Genomic DNA, 25396 nt, shown 5'->3' on the forward strand with positions numbered 1-25396 from the left:
GTGCGATTCAGTCATGGTGGCTTCTTACTTGATCAGACCATCCAGCGGGGAGGACGCGCTGGCATAGAGTTTTTTCGGCATGCGGCCAGCGAGGTAGGCCATGCGCCCGGCAACGATGGCGTGCTTCATGGCTTCGGCCATCAGCACCGGGTTTTGCGCGTGGGCAATGGCGCTGTTCATCAGCACGGCTTCGCAGCCCAGCTCCATGGCGATGGTCGCATCGGAGGCAGTACCGACCCCGGCATCCACCAACACCGGCACCTTGGCTTCTTCAAGAATGATGCGCAGATTGTACGGGTTGCAGATACCCAGACCGGTGCCGATAAGACCGGCCAGCGGCATTACGGCAATGCAGCCCATTTCGGCCAGTTGGCGGGCGATGATGGGGTCGTCGCTGGTGTACACCATGACGTCGAAGCCATCCTTTACCAGCACTTCGGCGGCCTTGAGGGTCTCGATGACATTGGGGAACAGGGTTTTCTGGTCGGCCAGCACTTCCAGTTTCACCAGCTTGTGGCCGTCGAGCAGTTCGCGGGCCAGGCGGCAGGTGCGCACGGCTTCGGCGGCGTCATAACAGCCAGCGGTATTGGGCAGGATGGTGTAGCGATCGGGCGGAATCACATCCAGCAGATTCGGCTCATCCGGGTTCTGGCCGATGTTGGTGCGGCGCACGGCAACCGTCACGATTTCAGCTCCGGAGGCTTCGATGGCGCGGCGGGTTTCGTCCAGATCCTGATACTTGCCAGTGCCCACCAGCAGACGGGACTGATAGGTTCGGCCGGCCAGGGTAAAAGGCTTGTCGGTACGAGATTGGCTCATCGGAAATCCTCTTCGGCTGGGGAGCTAATGCGGTGGCGGGAGTCGCAGACGGGGCTAGCCGCCGCCGATGGCGTGTACGACTTCCAGGGTGTCGCCGTCGCGCAGAACGGTTTCGCCATGCTGACTGCGCGGCACGATGTCGAGGTTGAGTTCTACGGCCACCCGACGCCCGGTGAGGTCCAGACGAACCAGCAGGTCCGCGACGGTCTGGCCGTCAGCAAGCTCGAAAGATTCACCGTTCAACTGAATGCGCATGACAGGCAATCACACTATGAGGGGGCCGGCATTCTAGCCCCATCGCGTGCGTTGACCAAGGCAAAGCAGCGCCATTCGTCTCACAATTGACGCCGCAGTCAGGTTCCTACCAATTAGCCCTGGTAGCGCCATGCAGCCAGGCCAAGACAAAGCCAGCCGGCCAGGAACGACAGCCCACCGAAGGGCGTGATAATGCCGAGCTTACCGATACCAGTGAGCGTCAACGCGTAGAGGCTGCCGGAAAACAGCAGAATGCCGATGCAAAACAACCAGCCGGCTGCATTGACCAACCGACCAGGCAAGTGCAACGACAGCACCGCCACTGCCAGCAGCGCCAAGGCGTGAAGCATTTGGTAATGGGCGCCCGTCTGAAAAATGGCCAGATAATCAGCCGAGAGCTTGCTCTTCAAGCCATGGGCGGCAAATGCACCGAGGCCGACGCCGGTAAGGCCGAAGAATGCAGCCAACATCACAAATACGCGCAACATCAGGTAGCTCCGAGGCAAGTGGGGGGGGGCGACGTCTGGTCCCAAAGCTTACAGGATGGCCGAGGTTGACCAGAGACCCCTCTCAATGCGCGATGAGATTTATTGCCAATCCAACGTGACAGTGAACGGTACTGAGAACGACCTTGGCGCTGGGCGCTGGTGGGTGGTTTGAAAGTATCTGAAGCTGACAGTGGTCTCCATCGCCATGTTATTGGCAGTTCCCCCATCGCCTTCGATCCAGTTCAAGTCAGCCAGACTAGCGTCCGTACCGCAGTTTGCAATGCAGAAACGCCCCTGCACCGTTGTGTCATCCAACTCTTGGGGGTAACTGCTGGAGCGTCTGAAATTCCACCCAAGCTGCTGTGAGTTCACGCCCAATTGTACCGGCAGCCCTGCAAGCAATATTTGCACGCCAATATCACTGTTCGCCTCCGGCATACCCACGCCTTCCAGTCCTTTGCCCAACGGAAAAACGGCATCAAAGGAAACCTTCACTTCAGTGCCGGCGCGAGCAACGCAGTGAAATGCGAGGGAACCGCTTATTGCCCCAGGACCAGAGGCGCCTATGCCCGCAAAGTCGCTTCGTTTCACAGACGGCAATGTAATGACCGCACCTTCACCAAGCGCCCTATCGTCAACAAGCGTTCTTACTCGCGGATCGCGGCCGAAATGGCAAAAGGTGCGTACAGCTGAACCTGGATAGCCGCTTCCCTGCACAGCCATCGGGCCCATCGCCACAGACATTTGGCTGATGGCGTAATTCTCCGGCAGCTCGGCGTCAAAATAACGGATCCACCCCAATCCGTCTGGCCACGCTAGGTGAGTGACCTGAGCATTGAGCCCATATGGATCGAAGGGGCCCGTTTTAACTACAGAGACTTGTATAACCAGCCTAGGAAGGGCGGAGGCTGGCAATAACCCACCACCGCTCACCCGCTCGGTGGCGGCGCCAAGAAGAATCCCGCTGGGATGAGGCCCAAGCGCTTGCGAAAACTCCAGCCTCAGCGCAACACCCGGCGCTTGTGCAGGTATGAGATAACCGGCTCCGGAGCGGACCGCACTTCGCGGAGGCACGTACACGAAATCCACAGGTCTGAACCTCAAGTCCAGAAGCCCTGTACATCCTGTTGGATTTAAAGAAACCGCGCTTAAAGCTAATAGCGTGCCGGCAGGAAAACGAGAATCGTCAACCCACAAGGTCCTTCTCAACCATCTACCGAGATCGACAAATTGAATCTGAGAAGCCGAAACCGCCGCGCCAGAAAGAGGCGTCCAAGTACAATTACTTAGCGCACCTTGGGAGTAGACGGCCATGGAAAATGGCAAGCCCATGATCAGACGGCCAAAACTACGCCCCACACAACTCAACTCCCTGAGTTCCATAACATCTCCATAACTACCATTACAGGATAAATACTTACTTGTTTACCTTTTTCACACAAAGCCACACGCTGACGTTAATAACCCCGCGCACTCTGCAGGGAGACACGAAAGGAACTTATACAATCACGGGACATCCAGCGTTACCGTAAACGGAACTGAAAACTGACTGGGCGCAGGTCGCGCGTCAGTGGTTTGATAGTATTTAAATGTTACATTGACATCAATATCGTCATTATTTCCAGTCCCAACCTCACCATCAATCCAATTGGCGCCGGTCATGCTAGTGCCACACTCTTTCAAACAGTAATAACCCGAAGCCAAATACGTGCCACCTTCTTTTGGGTTGTATGGAGCGTAAGCATTCTTAGTCCACTGCAAGGGCGACGAATAGGTCTCAAATTCGACTGGTACGTTGTTAAGCAGTATCTGAATACCGATATCGCTATCGGCAGAGGGCATGCCCACACCGTTAACGCTTCCGCCAAGTGGATAGGTCGCATTAAAATAAACCTTAGGCTGAGTCTCGTCTGTTCCATGGCACGCGAAACGAAACTTTCTCGTAGAGGAACCGCTGTCAATTGCGCCAATTCCAGAGAAGGCCGAACTACTTACCGACGACAGTTGAATTACTGCGGGAGAGGCCGCCACAAGAGAGGCATTACCCAAAGTTAATACCTCACAGTAGGGCGTCCCTACGGCCGCCAAATAATGTGAATCCGTTCCACCTAGACCGTAGGTATCAGGAAAATTAATGACATTTATCGAGCTTGACTTCACCCCAGGATCAGTGGAGCTGTAGTATTGCATCGACCCTAGCCCGTCCGGAAACCTTATATTGTTTGCACCCATACCGTAGCCAGAACCGAATTCACCAGTTTTAATTAACGAAATCGTTACGGGTACATTATTCACCGACGAACCGAAGTTGAAAGCTCCGGTGGGGCTTACCGTAGCAAGGGGGGTTGACGACCCCAGCAGCACTCCGTCAGGATGGGCCACTCCATTGGAGAAATTAAGTTCCACGCTCACCCCGGCAGCGGCCGAACTGATTCGGTAACTAGTTGCGGAAGTTTGCTCGGCCCCGCTGGGAGGCACATACACAGCGCTCACCCCCCTTACCCCCTCCAACCCAGCCAAACCCGCGCAGCCGCCGCGCATTAAAAGTACAATTCTATCGATCGCCATAAGTGGGTCCCTGCCGGGCCTATGCTCATAACGCGAGTCTTCATACCATTTCTTATTGGCCAGCATTTTAAACCCTGAGTCTCCGAGTATAAGTGGGAGATTTGGACCTGGCGCCCAGTGGATCGACGCACCTTGCCACATGCATCCGGCATTCGCGAAGGTAGAATGCAAAAGCCCTGTTAAAATAATCAGCAGAGCGATTAAGCTCCGAAGTAACCCTAGACCGATACACATGATATTCACTCGAATTTGCATATGCCAAGTGCGTTATTGATTGCACCAGGGTGATTTTTATTCACGCTTTCACTCTCTACTTTAAGCTCTAATACGCAGTGGTTCTTTTCCAGCTTAACTTCCAACTGACTGTTTTCTCCAACACCACGCGCGACAACACCGCCTGCCTGCCCCACATAACCGACCAGATTTTTTGAAGTGGCATCCACCACCTCCGCTCCGAACGGCAGGGGTGAACCATCTGCAAAAGTTGCACGGATAAACAAGGTGCTTTCTTTTGTTGTTTCAAACTTGATTTTGACGATTGACCCGTCCACGGGAATGGACTCAGCACTTGTATGTTTGAACTCTAGGTCGGGGGAAAGCCCTTCAGGGTCCAACTCGATGCGGTTACGTGAATAGGGCGTGAGATAAGGCACTACGCCATACCCCGAACCGTTCACTTTAGCCCCACTGGCGTTGGTAATTCGGGCACCGCCTCCGTTCTCGGCCTCCACCAGTGCAACCGTGTCACCCAGCGTTTGGCCAAAGGTCAAGCCGTCAGAATGGGCCAGCACTGAGCCAGCAACCCCCAGTGACGATTGTTGGTAACCATTGCCCCTGCTTGTACCCGCGGTGACGTACCCGTTGCTACCCTGATAGCCCCCGCTAACTCCATAGCTCTCCTGACGATTTTGATTATCGAGCGTCTGCGTCGTGGTTACGCCGTAGGTGATTTGCTGATCCGCACCAGCAATACCGCCCAACTGGAGCTGGCCGACGCTACCGGATTCACTATGTTTCCAGGCAGTGCTGGACAGATAGGTCCTGCCATAATCGGAAAAAGACAATGGCAGACTAATGTTCAGGCGAAACTCGTCATATTGCTGGTTGTTCTGATTTTTAACGCGACTGGCAGACAAATTGTAACTAAGCGATTTAAAATTATTGCCGTAAGAAAGTTGATATTGCGTGTCTGTACCTTCGCGGTTCCAATAGTTTCTGGTCGAGGCTCGCAACGACACATTGCCCAACGCACCTGGCAGACGTTGTCGAAGGCTAATATCAAACCGCCCTTTTTGCTTGGCACCATAAAAGTAGTAGAAGTCGGGGTCCTTCCAACTTCTCTTATCTCTTCTATTTTCATGGGATAGAAACTCATTGAAAGACCAGTAATCCTGGCTAGAGTAACGATAACTGGAGAGTGTGATATTCGTCTTGGTTGGCGCAATCAGCGTTGAATACACAAACCTCAAGCTATCGCCGTTTACCGCTCCCGTGGAGTCGGAGCGGCTATTGGAATGGGTATAATCAGCGGAAAGACCGCCTATATACGTACTCACTGCGCTACCCAAAGCCACTGCCATGTAGTCTTCGCTTACCAATGCACCGGCAGATGCAGTAAGGTAGTTGTTAACGCCATACTGATAATTGAACTGACCGGCAAGCGGTTTGTAATTATTGAAAGAAGGCGACCAAGCCTCACCCACACTCGCGGAATATTTTGATTGACCGGGCCGTAGCAACTGCACCAAGGGTGAATAGGGCACGCTAAATTTCTTTTCCGAGCCGTCTGCTTCGGTAACCGTCACCTCAAGGTCATTGCCGTAACCAACTGCTTGTAGATTTTTGATTTCAAAAGGACCGGGCGGAACGGCCCGCTCATAAATCACTACACCATTCTGACGGATTGTTACCTTGGCATTGGAATCGGCTACGCCGGATACCACAGGTGCATAGTTGCGCAGCGAGGATGGCAGCATCCGGGGGTCGGTTGCTAGGAAAGCCCCTTGTAGACCGTAGGAGTTCAGCAGTTGCCCATCAGTAAAACTCTGGCCAAGCGTGAGCGTGCTTTTTATCGGTTCAATATCGGTTTGTGCATAGGTGCGCTGCGCCTGGAAGGTATTTCCGTGTTTACTGGAGGTTACGGAAGAGATGTTCCGTAGTCGCCAGCCCAGCGTATTAAATCCGCTTTCAAAGTGCCCAAAGCCCTGAGTGCTGTTTACACCTGAGCTCTTTGAATTGAACACATCAAGCGTGTAGTTGAGGCGCGCGGCCGTGATACCTCGCTCCCACTGCTCCGGATCAATATAGTCGGCTGGCAACTCTTTCAGATAAGCCTGTGGAATTGTCAAATCGAGGCGCTGTTCGGAAAAATCGAATGCTGCTGAAGCGCTTGGAACGACTTCTGCAATAGGTTTGCACGTCGTCTTGCTCTCCGAATCCTGAAGCCACCGAACCATATCCTCGGGCAACTTGTCAAGTGCAACACCTGCGGACTTGATATCTATAGGTGTAAAACAAGCAACGGCCGACTTTTTGCCGGCCACAGGCTTAAAATATACATCCAACATTTTTCTAGGGTTACCGTTCAAAAAAAGCTGAACGCTCATAGTTCCGGCTGGAACCGGATTTCCCTCTGAAAATCGAGACAAGTCTGCACTTTCTTTATCGCTTGGCGTACCCCACAGCATTCTGTTATCAAACTCAAGGTAGGCAGTTCTTTCGTCCCCATAAGCTACGGACGTCAATACCGTTACCAAAAACTGAGCAGCCGCACCCGCCGCAGCCCTTAACAATTGGCGTCTCGATTTCATGGTTATTGAGCCAGAGGGTTGTTTTATCTAAAATTGATCGGCGCTTTGCTCCTGGGCTGTAGCACCGCCATAGTCATTAATGGTCCTGTATATTATTTTCGGCTTTTGTAATGCTGAACTTTGCGCCTTTAGCTCCAAAAGTGTTGTAGAAAATGGCGCGAACATCTGCGGGTCACTTTTGCCACCAGCCGCATCTTCACCCACTTTAAGGCTCACCATGCTCACATAATAGGCAGTGGGATTTTCGACTTGCACATAACCCGGCTTGTACTTGAACCTTAGTTTCCCAGATGCCTCAGCAGAGGTTCCCGCAAGGCCTTCCGGCCGATAAAACAATTTGATTCGAGTTCTATAGCGAAACTGAAGGTGATTTTCTTCCGCCTCTTTTCCGGTCGGTTTTGGAGGAATTTCCAACACATTTAGCCAGTACACAGACTCTCTATCTGTCGGAAGAGGCATAGTATTCAGGTACTGAATCCTGGTGACCTGCCCTTTCTTGGCATCCATTCTGAATATCGGTGTGAGAACGACAAATGGAACCTTGATCGTCTCCGGGCTGGCTTGGCGATCACCGTCGTCAATCCACACCTGGACCAACTTTGGCGTTAAGCCTTCATTAGTTAGCCTTACTGAAACTTCAGACTTCTTACTTGGATAAATCACCCTGGTAGTATCGATAACTACCGAAGCTGATGCCTGCCCCCATAGCGACATGGCAAAAATAGCTGCAACCCACAGAAAACTGCCTCTTGCCCTAAACAATGAGACACTCAACATAATAAATACCTGATCTACTCGGCGCAAAGTTAAAGCGACTCAACTATAAAAGTTAGCGTACTTTTAACCTTTCCAGCACTAGCTGCACCGATTGAGTAATATTGGACGAAAAAATCAAAATCAGCGTCACCCTCGCTAATACCTACGGATGGGGCGCTCGTACCTTGAGAGCCGTGTGCTGCGGAAAGATCCACTGACTCACTTTTTGAGTTTAGGATCTCCAACTCAACGTTCTCGGCTACTTCGCTGTCAGTCGCTGTATTGTTTAGCCGACCATTAGAATTTACAGTGGTTTGGTCGTTATGAAAGTAGACCGTTGCCGTGGTTGCACACCCTTGCACTGATATTCTAAACGCAGTTTTCCCCGCTACAGAATTTGGGGATGCGAGCTCGCCAAGGCCCTTTGAAGGGATAGTCACCGGCCTTCCATTCCCTGAGATAACTTTACAGGTCGATCCTGTTACCGTGCCTTCAACGGTGAAGTTAGCTTGATTTTCTGCGTGAACGTAGCCATTTAACAGTAAACACGCACCCAACACTGAAAGACACCGCATATAGGCTCCGAAATACATGCAGGGCGCCTACTGTCATAGGCGCCCTGCTAGCACTATTATTCGTAGTGAATTTCGTAACCTACGCTGGAACTTACTTTACCGATACCTGCCCCTGTAGCACCAGTTGCGTAATATTGAACGCCATACATCATTGTTGCTGCGCCGTTTTCGATCTTCGTGCTCGCCGCGGTACCTTGCAGGTCGACATCCTGCGAAAGATCCATTGCAACGTTGTCGGTACCAAGGATTTGCAGATTTACGTTGGTTGCGGCATCTGCAATGGTGTCGTCAATATCAAGACGGCCAGCGGGATTGATGAAGTCAGTTCCTGTCGCGGCATTGAAGTACACTTTCGCAAAGCCCTGCAGGGCCGGATCCGTAGTTGCGGTCGGGTCCGGATTGGCCACCGCCAAGATGCAGTCTGTAAGTTCGAATTTGATCGGTGTACGCCCTGCTACCGCCCCCTCGGTCTTCAGCAGGCTCTGCGATATAGTAGGCAGAGTAACGAGCGCATCATTTGTCTGACCATTGACTGTGACATCGCAGGTTGTAGCGGTGATCGCGCCTTCAAATTCGATAGTCCCGCTATCCGCCATCGCCGTTTGCGCTGTAGCAGCCATTGCCATAATAGAGCTGATTGCTAAAAGTTTGTGTTTCATGAGCTAACCCCAATTTGATTTCAAAATTTAAAGTTCGGTTACCACGCTCACGAGTATATTCATCCGAACTTCTAAAACAGCAGACCTAATCCCTTAGAACTGCTGGAAATTTCCGAAGGTTGCCAAGCCACTTCTTCAGTCTCACCGCGCACGCCACCACCGCATTGAAAATCATATATATTTCAACAACATCTACGATCACTCATTCCAGATTTCAATTTCACCCAAAATACAGCCGGGCGTACTGCGTGGGGTCTAGCGAACACAATCAAAAACCGGCACACCCTGAACTTATAAACCGCAGCAACCGCTGCCTCACGGCCTGCAGGCGGCGCTCTATCAACGTTGCAATCCTCACTCTTATTCTCCAGCGCTGGCTGGCTATAATGGCGCCTTACCCTGCCAGGCCCAGCCGCGCATGCTCCGCACACTGATTCGTCGTCTTTTGAAATGTCTGCTCTGGTTCGCTGCCACGTCAGTGTTGCTGGTGCTGATTTTTCGCTGGGTGCCGCCGCCAGGCACGGCTCTGATGATCGAACGCAAGGTCGAGTCCTGGGTTGATGGAAAACCGATAGATCTGCAGCGCACCTGGCGTCCCTGGAGTGAGCTGCCGGATGACCTGAAGATCGCGGTGATCGCCGGTGAAGACCAGAAATTTGCTGAGCACTGGGGCTTTGATGTTGATGCCATTCAGGCGGCGCTTGACCATAACGAGCGCGGCGGCTCGCTACGCGGCGCCAGCACCATCAGTCAGCAGGTAGCGAAGAACCTGTTTCTTTGGCCCGGTCGCAGCTGGGTGCGAAAGGGCCTGGAGGTCTGGTTTACCGGGTTGTTGGAGCTGCTCTGGCCCAAGCAACGCATTCTCGAGGTGTATCTCAACAGCGTGGAATGGGGCGAGGGCGTGTTTGGCGCCGAGGCCGCGGCACGCAAACACTTTGGTACCGGGGCGCCCTACTTGTCCGGGCGCCAGTCGAGCCTGCTCGCTGCCGTACTGCCTAACCCGCTCAAATGGAGTCCCAGTCGTCCAACGGCCTATGTAAATCGCCGGGCCAACTGGATCCATCAACAGATGCGGCAATTGGGTGGCAGCGACTACATCGTGCAGATGCAAAAGAACCGTCGGGTCTGGTAACGCTGCGCTTTATTGGGTGAGGGTGCTTTTGGGCACCACATGCAGCAGTCGCACGTGATCATTTTCAATCTGGGCTGTCAGGCCCTGCATCGGATAAACCCAGCCCTCGCCTTCATTCAACTGCAGTCGTAGACGAGGCGGCCCAAAGCTCGCGGTTATTTGCTCAGCAGCGGTCGGCTGCTCGGGACGTAAAGCGAGCGTTGCCAAAGCGTGCTGCCCCATTTCTCCTAACATGGCCGAGCTCAACGGTTGCTCCGGATCAGTCGGCTTCAGGCCGGTAGCGGCCATCAGGCTGGTGCGCTCATGCGGGCTCAGCACCAGGATCGCTTCGAGCTTCCAGCGCTGACCGGAGGCTTCAAGTTCGCTACGGAATACCAGCTGAGGCCCATCCAGCCGCGGCTTGAGCCATAGCTCACCGCCCTCAATGGCATTCAACTGCTCTAGCGACAGCTTGCCGTCGGCCATCGGCGCAAGTATCCGCTGTTGCCACTGCACCATCCCTGGCAACGGTTCAACGCTGCCGGTGCTGCGCATCAACCAGCCACCCCACGCGAAGAAGGCGATGGCGATCACCACAAACAGCAGCCAGTGCTGCATACGCAGGGGTGGCATGGACATAGTGAGTCTCCGGCAGCAGAAAATCAGAAAATCAGGCGGACAGAAAAAAGCCGCACCTGAGTGCGGCTCTTTGAACGTGCGCGAGGGCTTAGGCGGCTATGGAGCCTTTAAGCTTGCTCATCGCATTTTTCTCCAGCTGGCGAATTCGCTCAGCCGAGACGTTGTACTTGGCAGCGAGCTCATGCAACGTCGCTTTTTCCTCAGCCAGCCAACGCTGGTAGAGAATGTCGCGGCTGCGTTCGTCGAGGCCTTCCAGCGCTTCGTGCAGGTTCGCCGTAGCGCTATCACTCCAGTCGGAGTCCTCCAACTGCCGCGCCGGGTCGTAACGGTGGTCTTCAAGGTAATTGGCGGGCGACTGAAAGGCACTTTCATCATCTGCTTCTGCAGCAGGGTCGAAGGCCATGTCGTGACCAGTCAAACGGCTTTCCATCTCACGCACTTCGCGCGGTTCGACGCCCAGGCTCTCCGCTACGGCATGCACTTCATCGTTGTTCAGCCAGGCCAGACGCTTTTTCTGGCTGCGCAGATTGAAGAACAGTTTGCGCTGCGCCTTGGTGGTAGCCACTTTGACGATGCGCCAGTTGCGCAGGATGAACTCGTGAATTTCAGCTTTGATCCAGTGCACGGCGAACGACACCAGACGCACACCCATTTCCGGGTTAAAGCGTTTGACGGCTTTCATCAGGCCGACGTTGCCTTCCTGAATCAGGTCGGCCTGGGCGAGGCCATAACCGGAATAACTTCTAGCGATATGGACAACAAAACGCAGGTGCGCGAGCACCATTTGCCGGGCGGCTTCAAGATCTTGATGGTAGAAAAGACTTTCGCCCAGTTCGCGCTCCTGCTCAACGCTCAGCAGCGGAATGCTGTTGACCGCATGCACGTAGGCCTCCAGGTTTGCACCCGGGACTAAGGCATGGACAGGTTGCAAAGAATTGCTCATGCGAATCCTCCGACTCACGAAACTCGTGCCTCTTGAGCACTGCCAATAAGACTAACAGTTGACTCTAAAGTTCAGAAAGCACGAAAACACACAACGAAACAAGAACTTACTACTTTGGGGCCAGTTCATTCAAGTGCCGGGCCACTGCAAGCCAGGCGCCAATATACCCCAACAGAACGGCGCCAAGCAGCAGGGATAGACCATCGGCTAACGGCACGCCGCCCAACGCGAAGTCGCTGCCGTAGAGCCCTGCCAGGCGTACCACGGCGCCATTGAGCCAATCCAGACCGAAGGCCAGCACTGCCCAGGACAGCAACCCCGCACCCAGGCCATAAAGTGCACCCATATAAAGGAAGGGACGGCGCACGTAGCTGTCAGTTCCGCCTACCAGCTTGATGACTTCGATTTCGGTACGACGGTTCTCGATGTGCAAACGAATCGTGTTGCCGATAACCAGTAGCAGCGCCATCACCAGCAACAGCGTCAGGCCGAAGACAAATCGCTCACCCAGTTTCAGAATCGCACTCAGACGCTCCACCCACAGCAAGTCGAGCTGCGCCTGTTGCACCTTCGGCAAGTCCGCCAGGCGCAAGCGCAGGGCTTCCAGTGCTGCCTTGTCGACTTCTTTGGGGGTGACCAAAATCACCGCCGGCAGCGGGTTTTCCGGCAACTCCTTGAGCGCTTCACCCAAGCCGGACTGTTGCTGGAATTCCGCCAGGGCTTGTTCGCGGCTGATCCATTCGGACTCGGCCACATCGCCCATGTCGGCAATTTGCGCGCGCAGCTTCTGACCGTCGGCCTCGCTGGCATCCAGATTGAGGAACAGGGAAATCTGCGCCGCGCGCTGCCACGAACCGCCCAGACGCTCGACATTGTTCAGCAGCAACGACAAGCCCATTGGCAGGCTTAACGCCACGGCCATTACCAGGCAGGTGAAAAAGCTGCCGATCGGCTGTTTGGCCAGACGGCGCAAGCTGTCGATCAGGCTGGCGCGATGGGCTTCGATCCAGGCGTGCAGCAGGGTCGCGAAATCCGGGCTGCCGTCGTCTTTCTTCTGGTCATTTTTCTTCGGGGCCGCGCCAACGCGCTCTGCGGCCGAAGACGATTCCTGGGGATTGCGGGTAGCGCTCATTAACCGGCCTCTCCATCGCCGATCAAACGGCCGCGTTGCAGGGTCAGCATGCGGTGGCGCATGCGCGCGATCAGCGCCAGGTCGTGGCTGGCGATCAGCACGCTGGTGCCCATGCGGTTGATGTCTTCGAACACGCCCATGATTTCGGCGGCCAGACGGGGGTCGAGGTTACCGGTGGGTTCGTCCGCCAGCAGTAGCGCCGGGCGGTGCACCACGGCGCGGGCAATGCCGACGCGTTGTTGCTGACCAGTCGACAGATCGCCTGGGAACAGGTCGCGCTTGTCGCTCAACGCCACACGCTCCAGCGCGGCATCGACGCGTTTGGCGATATCCGGTTTGGACAGACCGAGAATCTGCAGCGGCAGGGCAATGTTGTTGAACACCGTGCGATCAAATAACAGCTGATGGTTCTGAAACACCACACCAATCTGGCGGCGAAGAAACGGAATTTGCGCAGTGGTGATCTGCGCCAGGTCCTGCCCGGCCAGCAGCAGCTTGCCCGAGGTGGGCCGCTCCATTGCCAGAATCAGGCGCAGCAAGGTGCTCTTGCCCGCGCCTGAGTGCCCGGTGACGAAGAGAAACTCGCCCCGGCGTACGCGAAAACTCAACTCGTGCAGGCCGACGTGGCCATTGGCGTAGCGTTTACCCACCTGCTCAAAGCGAATCATGCGTGCTCCCGCTCGGCGAACAAGGCCTGAACAAAGGCTTCAGCTTCAAAAGTACGCAGATCATCGATGCCTTCACCCACACCGATGTAGCGAATTGGCAGCCCGAACTGCTTGGCGAGGGCGAAAATCACCCCTCCCTTGGCGGTGCCGTCCAGCTTGGTCAGAGCCAGACCGGTAAGGTTCACGGTCTGGTTGAACTGCTTGGCCTGGCTGATGGCGTTCTGCCCGGTACCGGCGTCCAGCACCAGCAACACTTCGTGCGGCGCTGTTTCGTCCAGCTTGCCGATCACCCGGCGCACCTTTTTCAGTTCTTCCATCAGGTTGTCTTTGGTATGCAGACGGCCGGCGGTGTCGGCGATCAGCACATCGATGCCCCGGGCGGTGGCGGCCTGCACCGCATCGAAAATCACCGAGGCAGAGTCGGCGCCGGTGTGCTGGGCAATCACGGCAATCTGATTGCGCTCACCCCACACCTGCAATTGCTCAACGGCGGCGGCGCGGAAGGTATCTCCGGCGGCCAGCATCACTTTCTTGCCTTCTTGCTGAAGCTTCTTCGCCAGCTTGCCGATGGTGGTGGTTTTACCCGCACCGTTAACGCCGACAACCAGAATCACGAAGGGCTTCTTCTCAGCCGGAATCACCAGCGGTTGCTCGACTGGCTTGAGTAGCGAGGCCAGCTCTTCCTGCAACGCCTTGTACAGCGCACCACTGTCGACCAGCTGCTTGCGTGCCACTTTCTGAGTGAGGCTCTGGATGATCGCCGTGGTGGCTTCAACGCCAACGTCGGCGGTCAGCAGGCGGGTTTCGATTTCGTCCAGCAGGTCGTCGTCGATGGCCTTCTTGCCGAGAAACAGACTGGCCATGCCTTCGCCGAGGCTGGCGCTGGTTTTCGACAGGCCTTGCTTCAGCCGGGCGAAGAAGCCCGCCTTGCTTTCAACTGAAGGCGTGGGCACTGGCGCAACAACAGCCGGGGTATTAACCACAACTGGCTGGTCAATTTCCGGCTCAGGCGTAGGAGTCGTCGCAACAGGAGCAGGAGCCGGCTCCAGCGCCATCGGCTCGGGCACCACGATCGGCTGCTGCTCCTGAACCGGCAGCTCAATCAACGGGGCCTCACTGACCACCGCCGGCTCAAGCGCTACAGGCTCGGCAGGCACAACGGTTTCAGCCGCAGGCTCAGACGCCGCAATGGGCTCCTGAGGCTTCTTGCGCAGCCAGCCAAACAGGCTCTTTTTCTCGCCGGTTTTCTCTTCGGACTTCGGGTCGGAAGCTACCGGGGCGGTGTTCCCAGCAGCAGCTGGGGTCTTCTTGTCGTCGTTGGAACCAAACATGGAGAGCGGCTATCTCAAGGGTGCGACGCGCCAACAGGGTAAAAACCCAACAGCCGTGGCCGCCAATAAAATGGATGGGTATCCTAGCACCTCCGCGCCCGCCGACGCTAAGACCAAGCGGGCCTCCTCGACAGGTCATTCACTTCATGAAAATGCTTGCCCGCAGCGCCACCGGGCTGCTGCTCGCGGCCCTTTACCTGCCGCTGTCTGCTTTCGCCGCCGAAACCCAAGCCACCCAGGAGTTCACCCTCGCCAACGGCCTCAAGGTCGTTGTACGCGAAGATCACCGCGCGCCGGTGGTGGTTTCTCAGGTCTGGTACAAGGTTGGCTCCAGTTATGAAACGCCCGGCCAGACCGGTCTTTCCCACGCCCTTGAACACATGATGTTCAAAGGCAGCGCCAAGATGAAACCCGGCGAAGCCTCGCTGGTATTGCGCGAACTGGGCGCCGAAGAAAACGCGTTCACCAGTGACGACTACACCGCGTATTACCAGGTGCTGGCCCGCGACCGCCTGCCGGTGGCCTTCGAGCTGGAAGCGGATCGCATGGCCAGCCTGCGTCTGCCGCCGGAAGAGTTTCGCAGCGAGATTGAGGTCATCAAGGAAGAGCGCCGCATGCGCACCGATGACAAACCCAGCTCCCTGGCCTACGAGCGCTTCAAAGCCATGGCCTACCCAGGCAGCGGCTACGGCACGCCGACTATCGGCTGGATGGCCGACCTGCAGCGCATGAGCGTCGAAGAACTGCGCCACTGGTACGAAACCTGGTACACCCCCAATAACGCCACGCTGGTGGTGGTCGGCGACGTTACTGTCGCCGAGGTAAAAACCCTCGCCGAACGCTATTTCGGGCCGGTGCCCAGCCGTGCCATTCCCACTGCCAAAGCGCCACTGGAACTGGCCGAGCCCGGTGAACGGCGCATTCGCCTGTATCTGCAAACTCAGCTGCCGAGCCTGATGATGGGCTTTAACGTGCCCAGTCTGGCGACGGCCGCCGACCGACGTGAGGTATATGCCCTGCGCCTGATTTCGGCACTGCTGGACGGCGGTTACAGCGCCCGCCTGCCCACGCAACTGGAGCGCGGCGAGGAGCTGGTGTCCGGCGCCTCTGCCAGTTACGACGCGTTCAATCGCGGCGATAGCCTGTTCATGCTTTCGGCAACGCCCAATGTGCAAACGGGCAAAACCATCGCGCAAACCGAGGCAGGCCTGTGGCGCCAACTCGACGCCCTGAAAACCACCGCGCCTACCGCCGCCGAGCTGCAGCGCGTGCGGGCCCAGGTAATCGCCGGGCTGGTTTATGAACGCGACTCCATCAGCAGCCAGGCCAGCACCATTGGCCAACTGGAAAGTGTGGGCCTGTCGTGGAAGCTGATGGACGAAGACCTCGCTGCCATCGAAGCCGTCACGCCCGACGATATCCAACAAGCTGCCCGCACCTATTTCACCCGCGAGCGCCTCAGCGTTGCTGAAGTTTTGCCGAAGGAAAAAACCCATGAGTGAGCGCAACGGTCTGCGCTATGGCCTGCTCGGCCTTAGCCTGTTGGTATTGCTGGCCGTGCTGGTATTTTTTGTCAGCCGCCCGGTCCAGGCCCCTACCGAGCCCACCGCTGCCGCGCCCGTGGCAGCCGTGAAGACGCCCGATCATCTGGAATCGCTGGCCGCGCTGGAAGGCCAGGCACCCAGCCATCGCACCATCAATATTCAAACCTGGAAAACCGCCGAAGGCGCCAAGGTGCTGTTCGTTGAAGCGCACGAGTTGCCGATGTTCGACCTGCGCCTGACCTTCGCCGCTGGCAGCAGCCAGGACGGCGACACGCCTGGCCTGGCGATGATGACCAACGCCATGCTTAATGAGGGCGTAGCGGGCAAGGACGTCAGCGCCATTGCCGCCGGCTTCGAAGACCTGGGCGCAGATTTCGGCAACGGCGCCTACCGCGACATGGGCGTAGCCAGCCTGCGCAGCCTCACCGCTGCCGACAAACGCGAGCCGGCACTCAAGCTATTTGCCGACGTGATTGGTAAGCCAACCTTCCCCGCCGACTCGCTGGTACGCATAAAGAACCAGGTACTGGCCGGTTTCGAATACCAGAAGCAGAACCCAGGGCGCCTCGCGGGCCTGGAGCTTTTCAAGCGGCTGTACGGTGACCACCCTTACGCGCACTCCAGCGATGGCACGGCCAAATCCATTCCCGGCATCACCATTGCCCAGATGCAGGCGTTTCACCACAAGGCTTATGCCGCGGGCAATACCGTGATTGCGCTGGTGGGCGACCTGTCGCGCGCCGAGGCTGAAGCCATGACCGCGCAGGTATCGGCGGCGCTGCCCAAAGGCCCGGCGCTGCCCAAGACCGTGGCGCCGCAAGAGCCCAAAGCAGGCGCGACCCATATCGAATTCCCGTCCAAGCAGACCACCCTGATGCTGGCTCAACTGGGCATCGATCGCGCCGAGCCTGACTACGCGGCGCTGTTTCTCGGAAACCAGATTCTCGGTGGCGGCGGTTTTGGCACGCGCCTGATGGATCAGGTGCGCGAGAAACGCGGCCTGACTTACGGTATCTCGTCCGGTTTCACCGCCATGCAAGCCCGCGGGCCGTTCATGATCAGCCTGCAAACCCGGGCCGAGCAAAGCGAAGGCGCGCTGAAACTGGTGCAAGACATCCTGCGTGATTACCTGGCCAACGGCCCCACGCAGAAAGAAGTGGATGACGCCAAGCGCGAACTGGCCGGGAGCTTCCCGCTGTCGACTGCCAGCAATGGGGATATAGTGGCGCAACTGGGTGCCATTGGTTTCTACGACCTGTCGCTCAGTTATCTTGAAGACTTTATGCAGCAGGTTCAGGCGCTCGACGTCGCGACCGTGAAAGCCGCCATGGCCAAGCACCTGAATGCCGATAACCTGGTTATCGTCACCGCCGGCCCGACCGTGGAACAAAAGCCCCTGCCGCCACCTACCGATCACCCCGCCGAGCCTGCGCTTGGCGTTCCGGAGCATTGATGGCACGTCCAGTAAAACCAGGCAACGCCCCCGCCCACGGTGGCCAAGGCCAGTTGCGCATCATTGCTGGCGAGTGGCGCAGCCGCCAGTTCAGCTTCCCCATGGCCCACGGTTTGCGCCCAACGCCAAACCGTGTGCGTGAAACCTTGTTCAATTGGCTGGCGCCTTATGTGCAGGGCGCCCGTGTGCTGGATTTGTTTACCGGCAGCGGCGCGCTGTATCTGGAAGCCCTGTCGCGCGGCGCCAGCGTTGCCCTGGCCCTGGACCTCAATGGCGCTGCCATTGCCAACCTGCGCCAAACCCTCGATACACTGAAATGCGCCACCGGCCAACTGCTGCAAACCGACACCCTGCGCTATCTGGAAACCCAGAGTGCCACGCCGTTCGATCTGGTGTTTCTCGACCCGCCGTTTAACCAGAACCTGCTGCAACCGACCTGCACACTGCTGGAAGAAAAAGGCTGGTTGGCGGACGAAGCCTGGGTGTACACCGAAAGTGAAAACCCGCCATCAAGCCTGAGCATGCCGAGTAATTGGCGGTTGCACCGAGAGCAGAAGGCAGGGCAGGTGTACTACGCCCTGTGGCAACGCAGCATCTGATTCACCACGTCGGGCGCTCAGGGCAGTATCTGCACCATAAAACACTGGTCGCGCCCGACAAAAATTCGCAGGTTCAACCCGTTACAGCACAATAAAATCGCGTAAACCACCGCGAGGAAAATGCCGATTCCGCTCAGAAAAAATATCATCGTCCACTCCTTGCGCTCTAGGGCATTAAAACGGGGAGCGAACCGTAACAACCCGCCGCGTGGTTCTTGCATAGGAAGCGGCTTAAATTTCCCAACTCCCTTCCTACGCCAGACCCTGGCACTATCGGTCTCTGCTGACTTTTCCACGTGAACGAACCGATGAGCACCTTTTCCCCCGCCTGGTGGCTACCCAATCCGCATCTGCAAACCCTGTGGAATTCGCTGTGCCGCAAGCCACCCAGGCTTGAACGCGAACGCGAGCGGCTGTGGCTGGAAGACGGGGATTTTCTCGACATGGATTGGCATGGCCCTCACGAAGCCGAGGCGCCGTTGGTGCTGGTACTGCATGGCCTCACCGGCTCGTCCAATTCCCTCTACGTGCTGGGTGTGCAGCAAAACCTGGCGGCCCAGGGCTGGGCCAGTGTGGCGCTGAACTGGCGCGGCTGCTCGGGCGAGCCCAACTTGCTGCCGCGCGGCTACCACTCCGGCGCCAGCGAAGACCTGGCTGAAACCATTCGCCACCTGCGGGCCAAACGGCCGATGGCGCCGCTGTACGCCGTGGGCTACTCCTTGGGCGGCAATGTCTTGCTCAAGTACCTGGGAGAAAGCGGCGCCGACAGTCAGTTGCAAGGCGCCGTGGCGGTCTCCGTGCCGTTTCGTCTGGACCAGTGCGCCGATCGCATCGGCATAGGCTTTTCCAAGGTGTATCAGGCGCACTTTATGCGCGAGATGCTCGCCTACGTGAAAGACAAACAGCGCCTGTTCGCCCACAAGGGCCAGGCCGATCGGCTGTCGATTCTGGAAAAGCTCGGGCCGCTGACCAATATGCGCACCTTCTGGGACTTCGACGGCCGGGTAACCGCGCCGCTGCATGGTTTCGCCGACGCCGATGACTACTACAAGCGCTCATCCAGTCGTTATTTCCTTGGCCGTATCCAGACGCCGACTTTGCTGATCCAATCGGCAGATGATCCATTCGTGTTCCCCCACAGCCTGCCCGAGCCGGCGGAATTGGCGAGTTGCGTGCAGTTCGAGCTGCACGCCCATGGCGGGCATGTGGGCTTTGTTCAGGGTTCGTGGCGACGCCCCGAGTACTACCTGGAGCGGCGAATTCCGGCGTGGCTGGCGGCGCTGAAGTAGCGCTCAGGTCACCGTAGTCAGCGGTACGAACAGCCGCTGCTGCAAAGCGTCCACTGCCTCGCGCGCTTGCGGGGCGATATAGCCACCTTCCAGCGCCAGCACCTGATAGATGCCACGGCGCAGCATCTCTTCGCTGAGGTCACCCGGGTCTCCACGGGAGGTGCACAGAAAGCGAACCCAGGAGGTCATGATGATCCAGCTGTTGAGGGTCAGCGCCTCAATTTGCCGCTCGCCCATAATCAGAATGCCAGCATCGACAAAGCCCTGATAAATCGCCGTCGCGCGGCCCATTGAGCGCTGGGAAAACTGCTGATATTGCGCCGCGAGGCTGGCGTCGGTTTCCAGCAAATGCTCCAGATCGCGGTGCAGAAAGCGGTAGTGCCACATCGCCGCGAGCAGGGCTTCGAGGTAGTAGGTTTTGTCTTCCACCGTCATCGCGCGGCCTTCCGGCGGGCGCAGGAAGGTATCGACCTGCTGTTCATATTGGTTGAACAGTTCGGCGATGATCGCCTGCTTATTACGGAAGTAGTAATACAAGTTGCCCGGTGAAATCGCCAGGTGCGCGGCAATGTGGTTGGTCGTCACGTTGCGTTCGCCCTGCAGATTGAACAGCTCGAGGCTCGCCTGGATGATTCGCTCTCGGGTTTTCATTGGCGCGGCCATGGCGCTCGTACCTCACACACTGTTGCTCCAGCAACCGCACCCGTTTGCACCGGGCCAGCTCCCCTTCTTGCGCCAAAGGTACACGCACAAGCGCCCTAATTGTTACCCATCAACACAGAAACCAAGCACCCTAACTTTTCGTTGGGGTGCATCGCAGAGCCGTTGTCGGCATCCTATTTGACATATTAGAGTAATTGCTCTAAAAATCCAGCACGCTGTATTGCGCAACCCTAAACCGACCCTCGTATGGCGGTTCCGGGTTCTTTTAACTGGACTGCCCAGGAGCTTTTCCGATGGTCGCCGACATTGCTTACCTGCAACACAACCAACAACAAATCGAGCAGTTGGACGAACTACTACGCCGCCAGCGCGAAGCCTTCCGCGCCAACCCCATGCCCGAGGCGTCGCAGCGCATTCAATGGCTCAAGAGCCTGTGCGACCTGTTGCTCAACGAGCAGGACACCCTGGTAAAAGCCATCTCCCAGGACTTCAGCAACCGTGCGGCCGAAGAAACCCTGCTGGCCGAAATCATGCCCAGCGTGCATGGCATTCACTACGCCACCAAGCGCATCAAGAAATGGATGAAACCCTCGCGCCGCTCCGTCGGCTCGGCGTTTCAGCCAGCCAGCGCCAAGGTGGTGTACCAGCCGCTGGGTGTGGTGGGCGTGATCGTGCCGTGGAACTACCCGCTGTTTCTGGCCATCGGCCCGTTGGTGGGCGCCCTGGCTGCCGGTAACCGGGTGATGATAAAGATGAGCGAGTCCACCCCGGTGACCTCTCAACTGGTCAAGGACCTGCTGGCCCGCATCTTCCCCGAAGACCTGGTGGCCGTGGTGCTGGGCGAAGCCGAAGTGGGCATGGCGTTTTCCAAACTGCCGTTCGACCACCTTCTGTTCACCGGCGCCACCAGCATCGGCAAACACGTGATGCGCGCTGCGGCGGAAAACCTGGTGCCGGTCACCCTGGAACTGGGCGGCAAATCGCCGGCCATCGTTTCCGCCGACGTGCCGTTGACCGATGCCGCCGAGCGCATTGCGTTCGGTAAAACCATGAACGCCGGGCAGACCTGCGTGGCGCCTGACTACGTGCTGGTGCCCAGAGACCGCGTGGAAGGTTTCGTCGAGGCCTACCGCAAAACCGTGCAGACCTTCTACCCGACCCTGAAGGACAACCCGGACTACACCGCCGTCATCAACGACCGACAACTCACCCGCCTCAAAGGCCTGCTCAGTGATGCCGAAAGCAAAGGCGCCAAACTTATTCCGCTGTTCCCCGAAGGCCAGGGCCGCCGCATGGCGCAGACCGTGGTGCTGAATGTGAACGACGAGATGAAACTGATGCAGGACGAAATCTTCGGCCCGCTGCTGCCGATCGTTCCGTACGACCGACTCGAAGATGCCTTCAACTACATCAACGATCGCCCTCGTCCGCTGGCGCTCTACTACTTCGGCTACAACAAGGCTGAGCAGAAGCGCGTGCTGCACGAGACCCACGCCGGCGGCGTGTGCTTGAACGATACCCTGCTGCATGTGGCGCAGGACGATATGCCCTTCGGCGGGGTTGGTCCCTCGGGCATGGGCCACTACCACGGCCATGAAGGCTTCTTGACCTTCTCCAAGGCCAAGGGCGTCTTTATCAAGCAGCGCTTCAACGCCTCGAAAGTGATCTACCCGCCGTATGGCAAAGCGTTGCAGAAACTGGTGCTCAAACTGTTCATCCGCTAAACCCCAGCTGAACCTCGCGGCGCCCGGTTTTAGCCTGCTAATCGGGATGTGAGTCTGCTTTTAACGCCTAACCGAGCGCAGTAGTTTTGACATAGCCTGACGGTGCGCCGCCTTTAAATCGCCTATAGAGCGAGGTCAAAAAACAATAATGAATGACTCCGTAGTAGCTGCACCCGGCCTCTCGCGCCGCGGCCTGCTGAAAGTCGGCCTGATGGGCTCGGCCTTTCTCGCCACCGCCGGCCTTGCCGCCACCTTGAGCGGCTGCTCAGCAAGCACGCCGGCCAACGGTTTTGCGATTCTGCGCGACGCCGACCTGCCGTTTCTCAAGGCGCTGATTCCGGTGATGCTCGCCGGCGCCGTGAAACCTGAGCAGATGCCACAGGCCATCGACGGCACGCTGCAAAACCTCGACTACAGCCTCAACCGCCTCTCGCCGGAGATGCTCAAGCTCACCGTGCAGCTGTTCGATGTCCTGGCGATGGCCGTTACCCGTGGCCCGCTAACCGGCATCTGGGGCAGTTGGGAAAATGCCAGCAGCGAGGACATCACCCACTTCCTCAACCGCTGGCAGAACAGCTCGCTGAGTCTGTTGCGCATGGGGCACGCCTCGTTGCTGCAACTGGTGATGATGGCCTGGTATGGCCGCCCGGAATCCTGGGCGCATTGCGGCTACCCCGGCCCGCCCAGGGTCTGATTAACGCGCCTTGGCGTTGCACCACTTCTAATAAGAATTTACCGAGAGCAGCCTGAATGCCCGTACCTGATCTGTTTGCCGAAGGCCTTGGCCGCGGCTGGAAAACCTACAACGGCTCGCGCCTTGAGCAGGACCTGACCCTGGAAGCCGATGTCGCCATCGTCGGCACCGGTGCTGGCGGCGGCACCACGGCGGAAATCCTCAGCGCCGCCGGCTACAAGGTGCTGCTGATCGAAGAAGGCCCGCTGAAAACCAGCAGTGATTTCAAGATGCAGGAAGCCGAGGCTTACCCAAGCCTTTATCAGGAAGGCATCGGGCGCATGAGCAAAGACGGCGCCATCACCATCATGCAAGGCCGGGCGGTCGGCGGTACCACGCTGGTGAACTGGACCTCCAGCTTTCGCACGCCCGAGCCGACGCTGGAGCACTGGGCCAAGGAGCACAACGTAAAAGGCCACAGTGTGGCGGAGATGGCGCCCTGGTTTGAAAAAATGGAGCAGCGCCTGGGCGTGGCGCCGTGGATCATGCCGCCGAACGCCAATAACGATGTGATTCGCGTCGGCTGCGACAAGCTCGGTTATCACTGGAAAGTGATTCCACGCAACGTGCGCGGCTGCTGGAACCTGGGCTACTGCGGCATGGGCTGCCCGACCAACGCCAAGCAGTCGATGCTGGTGACCACCATTCCGGCCACCCTGGAAAAAGGCGGCGAGCTGCTGTACCTGGCACGCGCCGACAAGCTCTTGATCGAAGGTGACAAGGTGACTGGCATTCACTGCCAGGCCATGGACGAGCGCTGCGTGACGCCGACCGGGCGCACCATTACGGTAAAAGCCAAGCACTACATCCTCGCCGGCGGCGGCATCAACACGCCGGCGATTCTGCTGCGCTCGAAAGCGCCGGACCCGCACCAGCGTGCCGGCAAGCGCACCTTTATTCACCTTGTGAACTTCTCGGCCGCGCAGTTCGAGCAGGTGGTAAACCCGTTCTACGGTGCGCCGCAGTCGATCTATTCCGACCACTTTCAATGGGACGACGGCACCACCGGCCGCATGTCCTTCAAGCTCGAAGTGCCACCCATGCAGCCGGCGCTGACCGCCACCCTGCTCGGCCGCTTCGGCATCGACAACGCCATGCGCATGGAACAGTTGCCACACACCAACGCCATGCTCGCCCTGCTGCGCGACGGTTTTCACCCCGATAGCGCCGAAGGCACGGTGGAACTGCGCAGTGACGGCAGCCCGGTGCTCGATTACCAGATGACCGATTACACCTGGGATGGCATCCGTCGCTCGTTCCACACCATGGCCGAAATCCAGTTCGCCGCCGGCGCCAAAAGCGTGCTGCCGCTGCACACCGACGCCGAGTATGTGAAAACGCTGGCCGAGGCAAAAAGCCAGCTCGACGGTTTGAGCCTGGAGATCTACCGCACCCGCCTGGGCAGTGCCCACGTGATGGGCGGCTGCGCCATGGGAGAAGACCCGACGCAGGCGGTTACCGACAGCCTGGGCCGCCACCATCAGCTGCGCAATCTGTCGATTCATGATGGTTCGTTGTTCCCCACCAGCATTGGCGCCAACCCGCAGTTGTCCGTCTACGGGCTGACGGCGCAATTGGCGACCCAATTGGCAGACCGCCTGAAGTCCGCGTGACACTAAGGGTGCGGGAATATTCCTACACCCAAAAGCGGCGATGACTTGGCCCGGGGGGGTTGCTGCGCTACCATCCGACTCCCCTATGGCCTGCGCCAGGACGTCACGATGAATCGAGTGTTGTACCCCGGTACCTTTGACCCCATTACCAAGGGGCATGGTGACCTTGTTGAACGCGCTTCGCGCCTGTTCGATCAAGTGGTCATTGCCGTCGCGGCCAGCCCGAAGAAGAATCCGTTGTTCCCGCTGGAACAGCGCGTGGAACTGGCGCGTGAAGTGACCAAGCACCTGCCGAATGTGGAAGTGGTGGGCTTCTCCACGTTGCTTGCGCACTTCGCCAAAGAGCAGGGCGCCAATGTATTTTTGCGCGGCCTGCGCGCGGTGTCCGACTTCGAGTACGAATTCCAGCTGGCCAATATGAACCGCATCCTGGTGCCGGATGTGGAAAGCCTGTTTCTCACACCGTCGGAAAAGTACTCGTTTATCTCCTCCACCCTGGTGCGCGAAATTGCCAACCTGGGTGGCGATATCAGCAAGTTCGTGCATCCCGCGGTGGCGGATGCGCTGCGCGAGCGCTTCAAGAAGTAGATAGCCGTAGGTTGGGTTGAGCGTAGCGAAGCCAAACGGGCCGGCGTATATCGAGTCCAACGTTGGGCTTCGCCTACGGCTCAACCCAACCTACATTGGCGCCCTTCCCGACAATCCGGCACAATTTGCACTCCGCTGTCCGAACATGCCGTGGCCGACTGCAACGGCAGGAGTTGTGTTTCATGTCTTTAATCATCACCGACGACTGCATCAACTGCGACGTCTGCGAGCCAGAGTGCCCGAACGCCGCTATTTCGCAGGGTGAAGAAATCTACGTTATCGACCCCAACCTGTGCACCGAGTGTGTCGGCCATTACAACGAGCCGCAGTGTCAGCAGGTATGCCCGGTCGATTGCATCCCACTCGATGAGAACAACGTCGAAAGCAAGGATGAGCTGATGAACAAGTACCTGATCATCACCGGGAAAGCGTAACG

The 25396-nt window shown here is 57.6% G+C and carries 25 protein-coding genes; 10 read left to right on the top strand and 15 right to left on the bottom strand.

The window, feature by feature from the left end:
• Nucleotides 1–24: 24 nt before the first annotated feature.
• From PKE98_RS00645 to PKE98_RS00680, 9 genes are all read right to left on the bottom strand, one after another.
• Nucleotides 25–819 (bottom strand): thiazole synthase, encoded by a 795-nt coding sequence (locus tag PKE98_RS00645; RefSeq protein WP_122452972.1) that lies wholly within the window; start codon nt 817–819, stop codon nt 25–27.
• A gap of 54 nt (nt 820–873) precedes the next feature.
• On the bottom strand, nt 874–1074 hold the full coding sequence (gene thiS, locus PKE98_RS00650; RefSeq protein WP_271193295.1) for a sulfur carrier protein ThiS: 201 nt from the start codon (nt 1072–1074) through the stop codon (nt 874–876).
• A 113-nt stretch (nt 1075–1187) separates the two neighbouring features.
• Nucleotides 1188–1562, bottom strand: coding sequence for a DUF423 domain-containing protein (locus PKE98_RS00655; protein ID WP_271193296.1), 375 nt, complete (start codon nt 1560–1562; stop codon nt 1188–1190).
• Nucleotides 1563–1661: 99 nt separating this feature from the next.
• Nucleotides 1662–2945, bottom strand: a complete 1284-nt coding sequence (locus PKE98_RS00660) for a hypothetical protein (RefSeq protein ID WP_271193297.1) — start codon at nt 2943–2945, stop codon at nt 1662–1664.
• 123 nt (nt 2946–3068) lie between these two features.
• The gene (locus PKE98_RS00665; RefSeq protein WP_271193298.1) at nt 3069–3968 is read right to left on the bottom strand and encodes a hypothetical protein; all 900 of its coding nucleotides are present in this window, start codon (nt 3966–3968) and stop codon (nt 3069–3071) included.
• 401 nt (nt 3969–4369) lie between these two features.
• Entirely contained in the window at nt 4370–6940 is a 2571-nt protein-coding gene (locus tag PKE98_RS00670; RefSeq protein WP_271193299.1) for a fimbria/pilus outer membrane usher protein, read from the bottom strand.
• A gap of 27 nt (nt 6941–6967) precedes the next feature.
• Nucleotides 6968–7717, bottom strand: a complete 750-nt coding sequence (locus PKE98_RS00675) for a fimbrial biogenesis chaperone (RefSeq protein ID WP_271193300.1) — start codon at nt 7715–7717, stop codon at nt 6968–6970.
• Between the two features lie 29 nt (nt 7718–7746).
• On the bottom strand, nt 7747–8289 hold the full coding sequence (locus PKE98_RS26965; RefSeq protein WP_373877791.1) for a fimbrial protein: 543 nt from the start codon (nt 8287–8289) through the stop codon (nt 7747–7749).
• Between the two features lie 38 nt (nt 8290–8327).
• Nucleotides 8328–8930: a fimbrial protein gene (locus PKE98_RS00680; RefSeq protein ID WP_271193301.1), complete on the bottom strand. Its 603-nt coding sequence runs from the start codon at nt 8928–8930 to the stop codon at nt 8328–8330.
• 418 nt (nt 8931–9348) lie between these two features.
• On the opposite strand from PKE98_RS00680, the gene mtgA reads away from it, so the two are divergent.
• Nucleotides 9349–10062, top strand: a complete 714-nt coding sequence (mtgA, locus tag PKE98_RS00685) for a monofunctional biosynthetic peptidoglycan transglycosylase (RefSeq protein ID WP_271193302.1) — start codon at nt 9349–9351, stop codon at nt 10060–10062.
• A gap of 9 nt (nt 10063–10071) precedes the next feature.
• Here mtgA and PKE98_RS00690 read toward each other — a convergent pair whose 3' ends face one another.
• The 5 genes from PKE98_RS00690 to ftsY all read right to left on the bottom strand — a co-directional run bounded on the left by PKE98_RS00690 (nt 10072) and on the right by ftsY (nt 14754).
• Nucleotides 10072–10680, bottom strand: coding sequence for a hypothetical protein (locus PKE98_RS00690; protein ID WP_271193303.1), 609 nt, complete (start codon nt 10678–10680; stop codon nt 10072–10074).
• Between the two features lie 88 nt (nt 10681–10768).
• On the bottom strand, nt 10769–11623 hold the full coding sequence (gene rpoH / locus PKE98_RS00695; RefSeq protein WP_110615341.1) for an RNA polymerase sigma factor RpoH: 855 nt from the start codon (nt 11621–11623) through the stop codon (nt 10769–10771).
• 109 nt (nt 11624–11732) lie between these two features.
• Nucleotides 11733–12755: a permease-like cell division protein FtsX gene (ftsX, locus tag PKE98_RS00700; RefSeq protein ID WP_271193304.1), complete on the bottom strand. Its 1023-nt coding sequence runs from the start codon at nt 12753–12755 to the stop codon at nt 11733–11735.
• On the bottom strand, nt 12755–13423 hold the full coding sequence (gene ftsE / locus PKE98_RS00705) for a cell division ATP-binding protein FtsE (protein WP_108095018.1): 669 nt from the start codon (nt 13421–13423) through the stop codon (nt 12755–12757). Before ftsE ends, ftsX begins: the two co-directional genes overlap by 1 nt.
• Nucleotides 13420–14754 carry a signal recognition particle-docking protein FtsY gene (ftsY, locus tag PKE98_RS00710; protein ID WP_271193305.1) on the bottom strand — a complete coding sequence of 445 codons (1335 nt, stop codon included), beginning with the start codon at nt 14752–14754 and terminating at the stop codon, nt 13420–13422. The genes ftsE and ftsY overlap by 4 nt, the downstream gene beginning before the upstream one ends.
• 146 nt (nt 14755–14900) lie before the next feature.
• Here ftsY and PKE98_RS00715 point away from each other — a divergent pair, with 146 nt between their 5' ends.
• The 4 genes from PKE98_RS00715 to PKE98_RS00730 all read left to right on the top strand — a co-directional run bounded on the left by PKE98_RS00715 (nt 14901) and on the right by PKE98_RS00730 (nt 19639).
• Nucleotides 14901–16256 (top strand): M16 family metallopeptidase, encoded by a 1356-nt coding sequence (locus PKE98_RS00715; RefSeq protein WP_271193306.1) that lies wholly within the window; start codon nt 14901–14903, stop codon nt 16254–16256.
• On the top strand, nt 16249–17751 hold the full coding sequence (locus PKE98_RS00720; RefSeq protein WP_271193307.1) for a M16 family metallopeptidase: 1503 nt from the start codon (nt 16249–16251) through the stop codon (nt 17749–17751). The genes PKE98_RS00715 and PKE98_RS00720 overlap by 8 nt, the downstream gene beginning before the upstream one ends.
• Nucleotides 17751–18350 carry a 16S rRNA (guanine(966)-N(2))-methyltransferase RsmD gene (rsmD, locus tag PKE98_RS00725; RefSeq protein ID WP_271193308.1) on the top strand — a complete coding sequence of 200 codons (600 nt, stop codon included), beginning with the start codon at nt 17751–17753 and terminating at the stop codon, nt 18348–18350. Before PKE98_RS00720 ends, rsmD begins: the two co-directional genes overlap by 1 nt.
• A 308-nt stretch (nt 18351–18658) precedes the next feature.
• Entirely contained in the window at nt 18659–19639 is a 981-nt protein-coding gene (locus PKE98_RS00730; RefSeq protein ID WP_271193309.1) for a hydrolase, read from the top strand.
• Nucleotides 19640–19642: 3 nt separating this feature from the next.
• Here PKE98_RS00730 and PKE98_RS00735 read toward each other — a convergent pair whose 3' ends face one another.
• On the bottom strand, nt 19643–20302 hold the full coding sequence (locus PKE98_RS00735; protein ID WP_271193310.1) for a TetR/AcrR family transcriptional regulator: 660 nt from the start codon (nt 20300–20302) through the stop codon (nt 19643–19645).
• Nucleotides 20303–20595: 293 nt separating this feature from the next.
• Here PKE98_RS00735 and PKE98_RS00740 point away from each other — a divergent pair, with 293 nt between their 5' ends.
• The 5 genes from PKE98_RS00740 to PKE98_RS00760 all read left to right on the top strand — a co-directional run bounded on the left by PKE98_RS00740 (nt 20596) and on the right by PKE98_RS00760 (nt 25394).
• Nucleotides 20596–22026 carry a coniferyl aldehyde dehydrogenase gene (locus PKE98_RS00740; protein ID WP_271193311.1) on the top strand — a complete coding sequence of 477 codons (1431 nt, stop codon included), beginning with the start codon at nt 20596–20598 and terminating at the stop codon, nt 22024–22026.
• 148 nt (nt 22027–22174) lie between these two features.
• Nucleotides 22175–22720, top strand: a complete 546-nt coding sequence (locus PKE98_RS00745) for a twin-arginine translocation pathway signal protein (protein ID WP_271193312.1) — start codon at nt 22175–22177, stop codon at nt 22718–22720.
• Nucleotides 22721–22776: 56 nt separating this feature from the next.
• Nucleotides 22777–24372, top strand: coding sequence for a GMC family oxidoreductase (locus PKE98_RS00750; RefSeq protein WP_271193313.1), 1596 nt, complete (start codon nt 22777–22779; stop codon nt 24370–24372).
• 108 nt (nt 24373–24480) lie between these two features.
• Complete coding sequence (coaD, locus tag PKE98_RS00755) at nt 24481–24960, top strand: pantetheine-phosphate adenylyltransferase (protein ID WP_271193314.1); 480 nt, start codon at nt 24481–24483, stop codon at nt 24958–24960.
• Nucleotides 24961–25142: 182 nt separating this feature from the next.
• On the top strand, nt 25143–25394 hold the full coding sequence (locus PKE98_RS00760; protein ID WP_108095032.1) for a YfhL family 4Fe-4S dicluster ferredoxin: 252 nt from the start codon (nt 25143–25145) through the stop codon (nt 25392–25394).
• Nucleotides 25395–25396 lie beyond the last annotated feature (2 nt).

This window comes from Pseudomonas turukhanskensis (assembly GCF_027922365.1).
GTDB lineage: Bacteria > Pseudomonadota > Gammaproteobacteria > Pseudomonadales > Pseudomonadaceae > Aquipseudomonas > Aquipseudomonas turukhanskensis.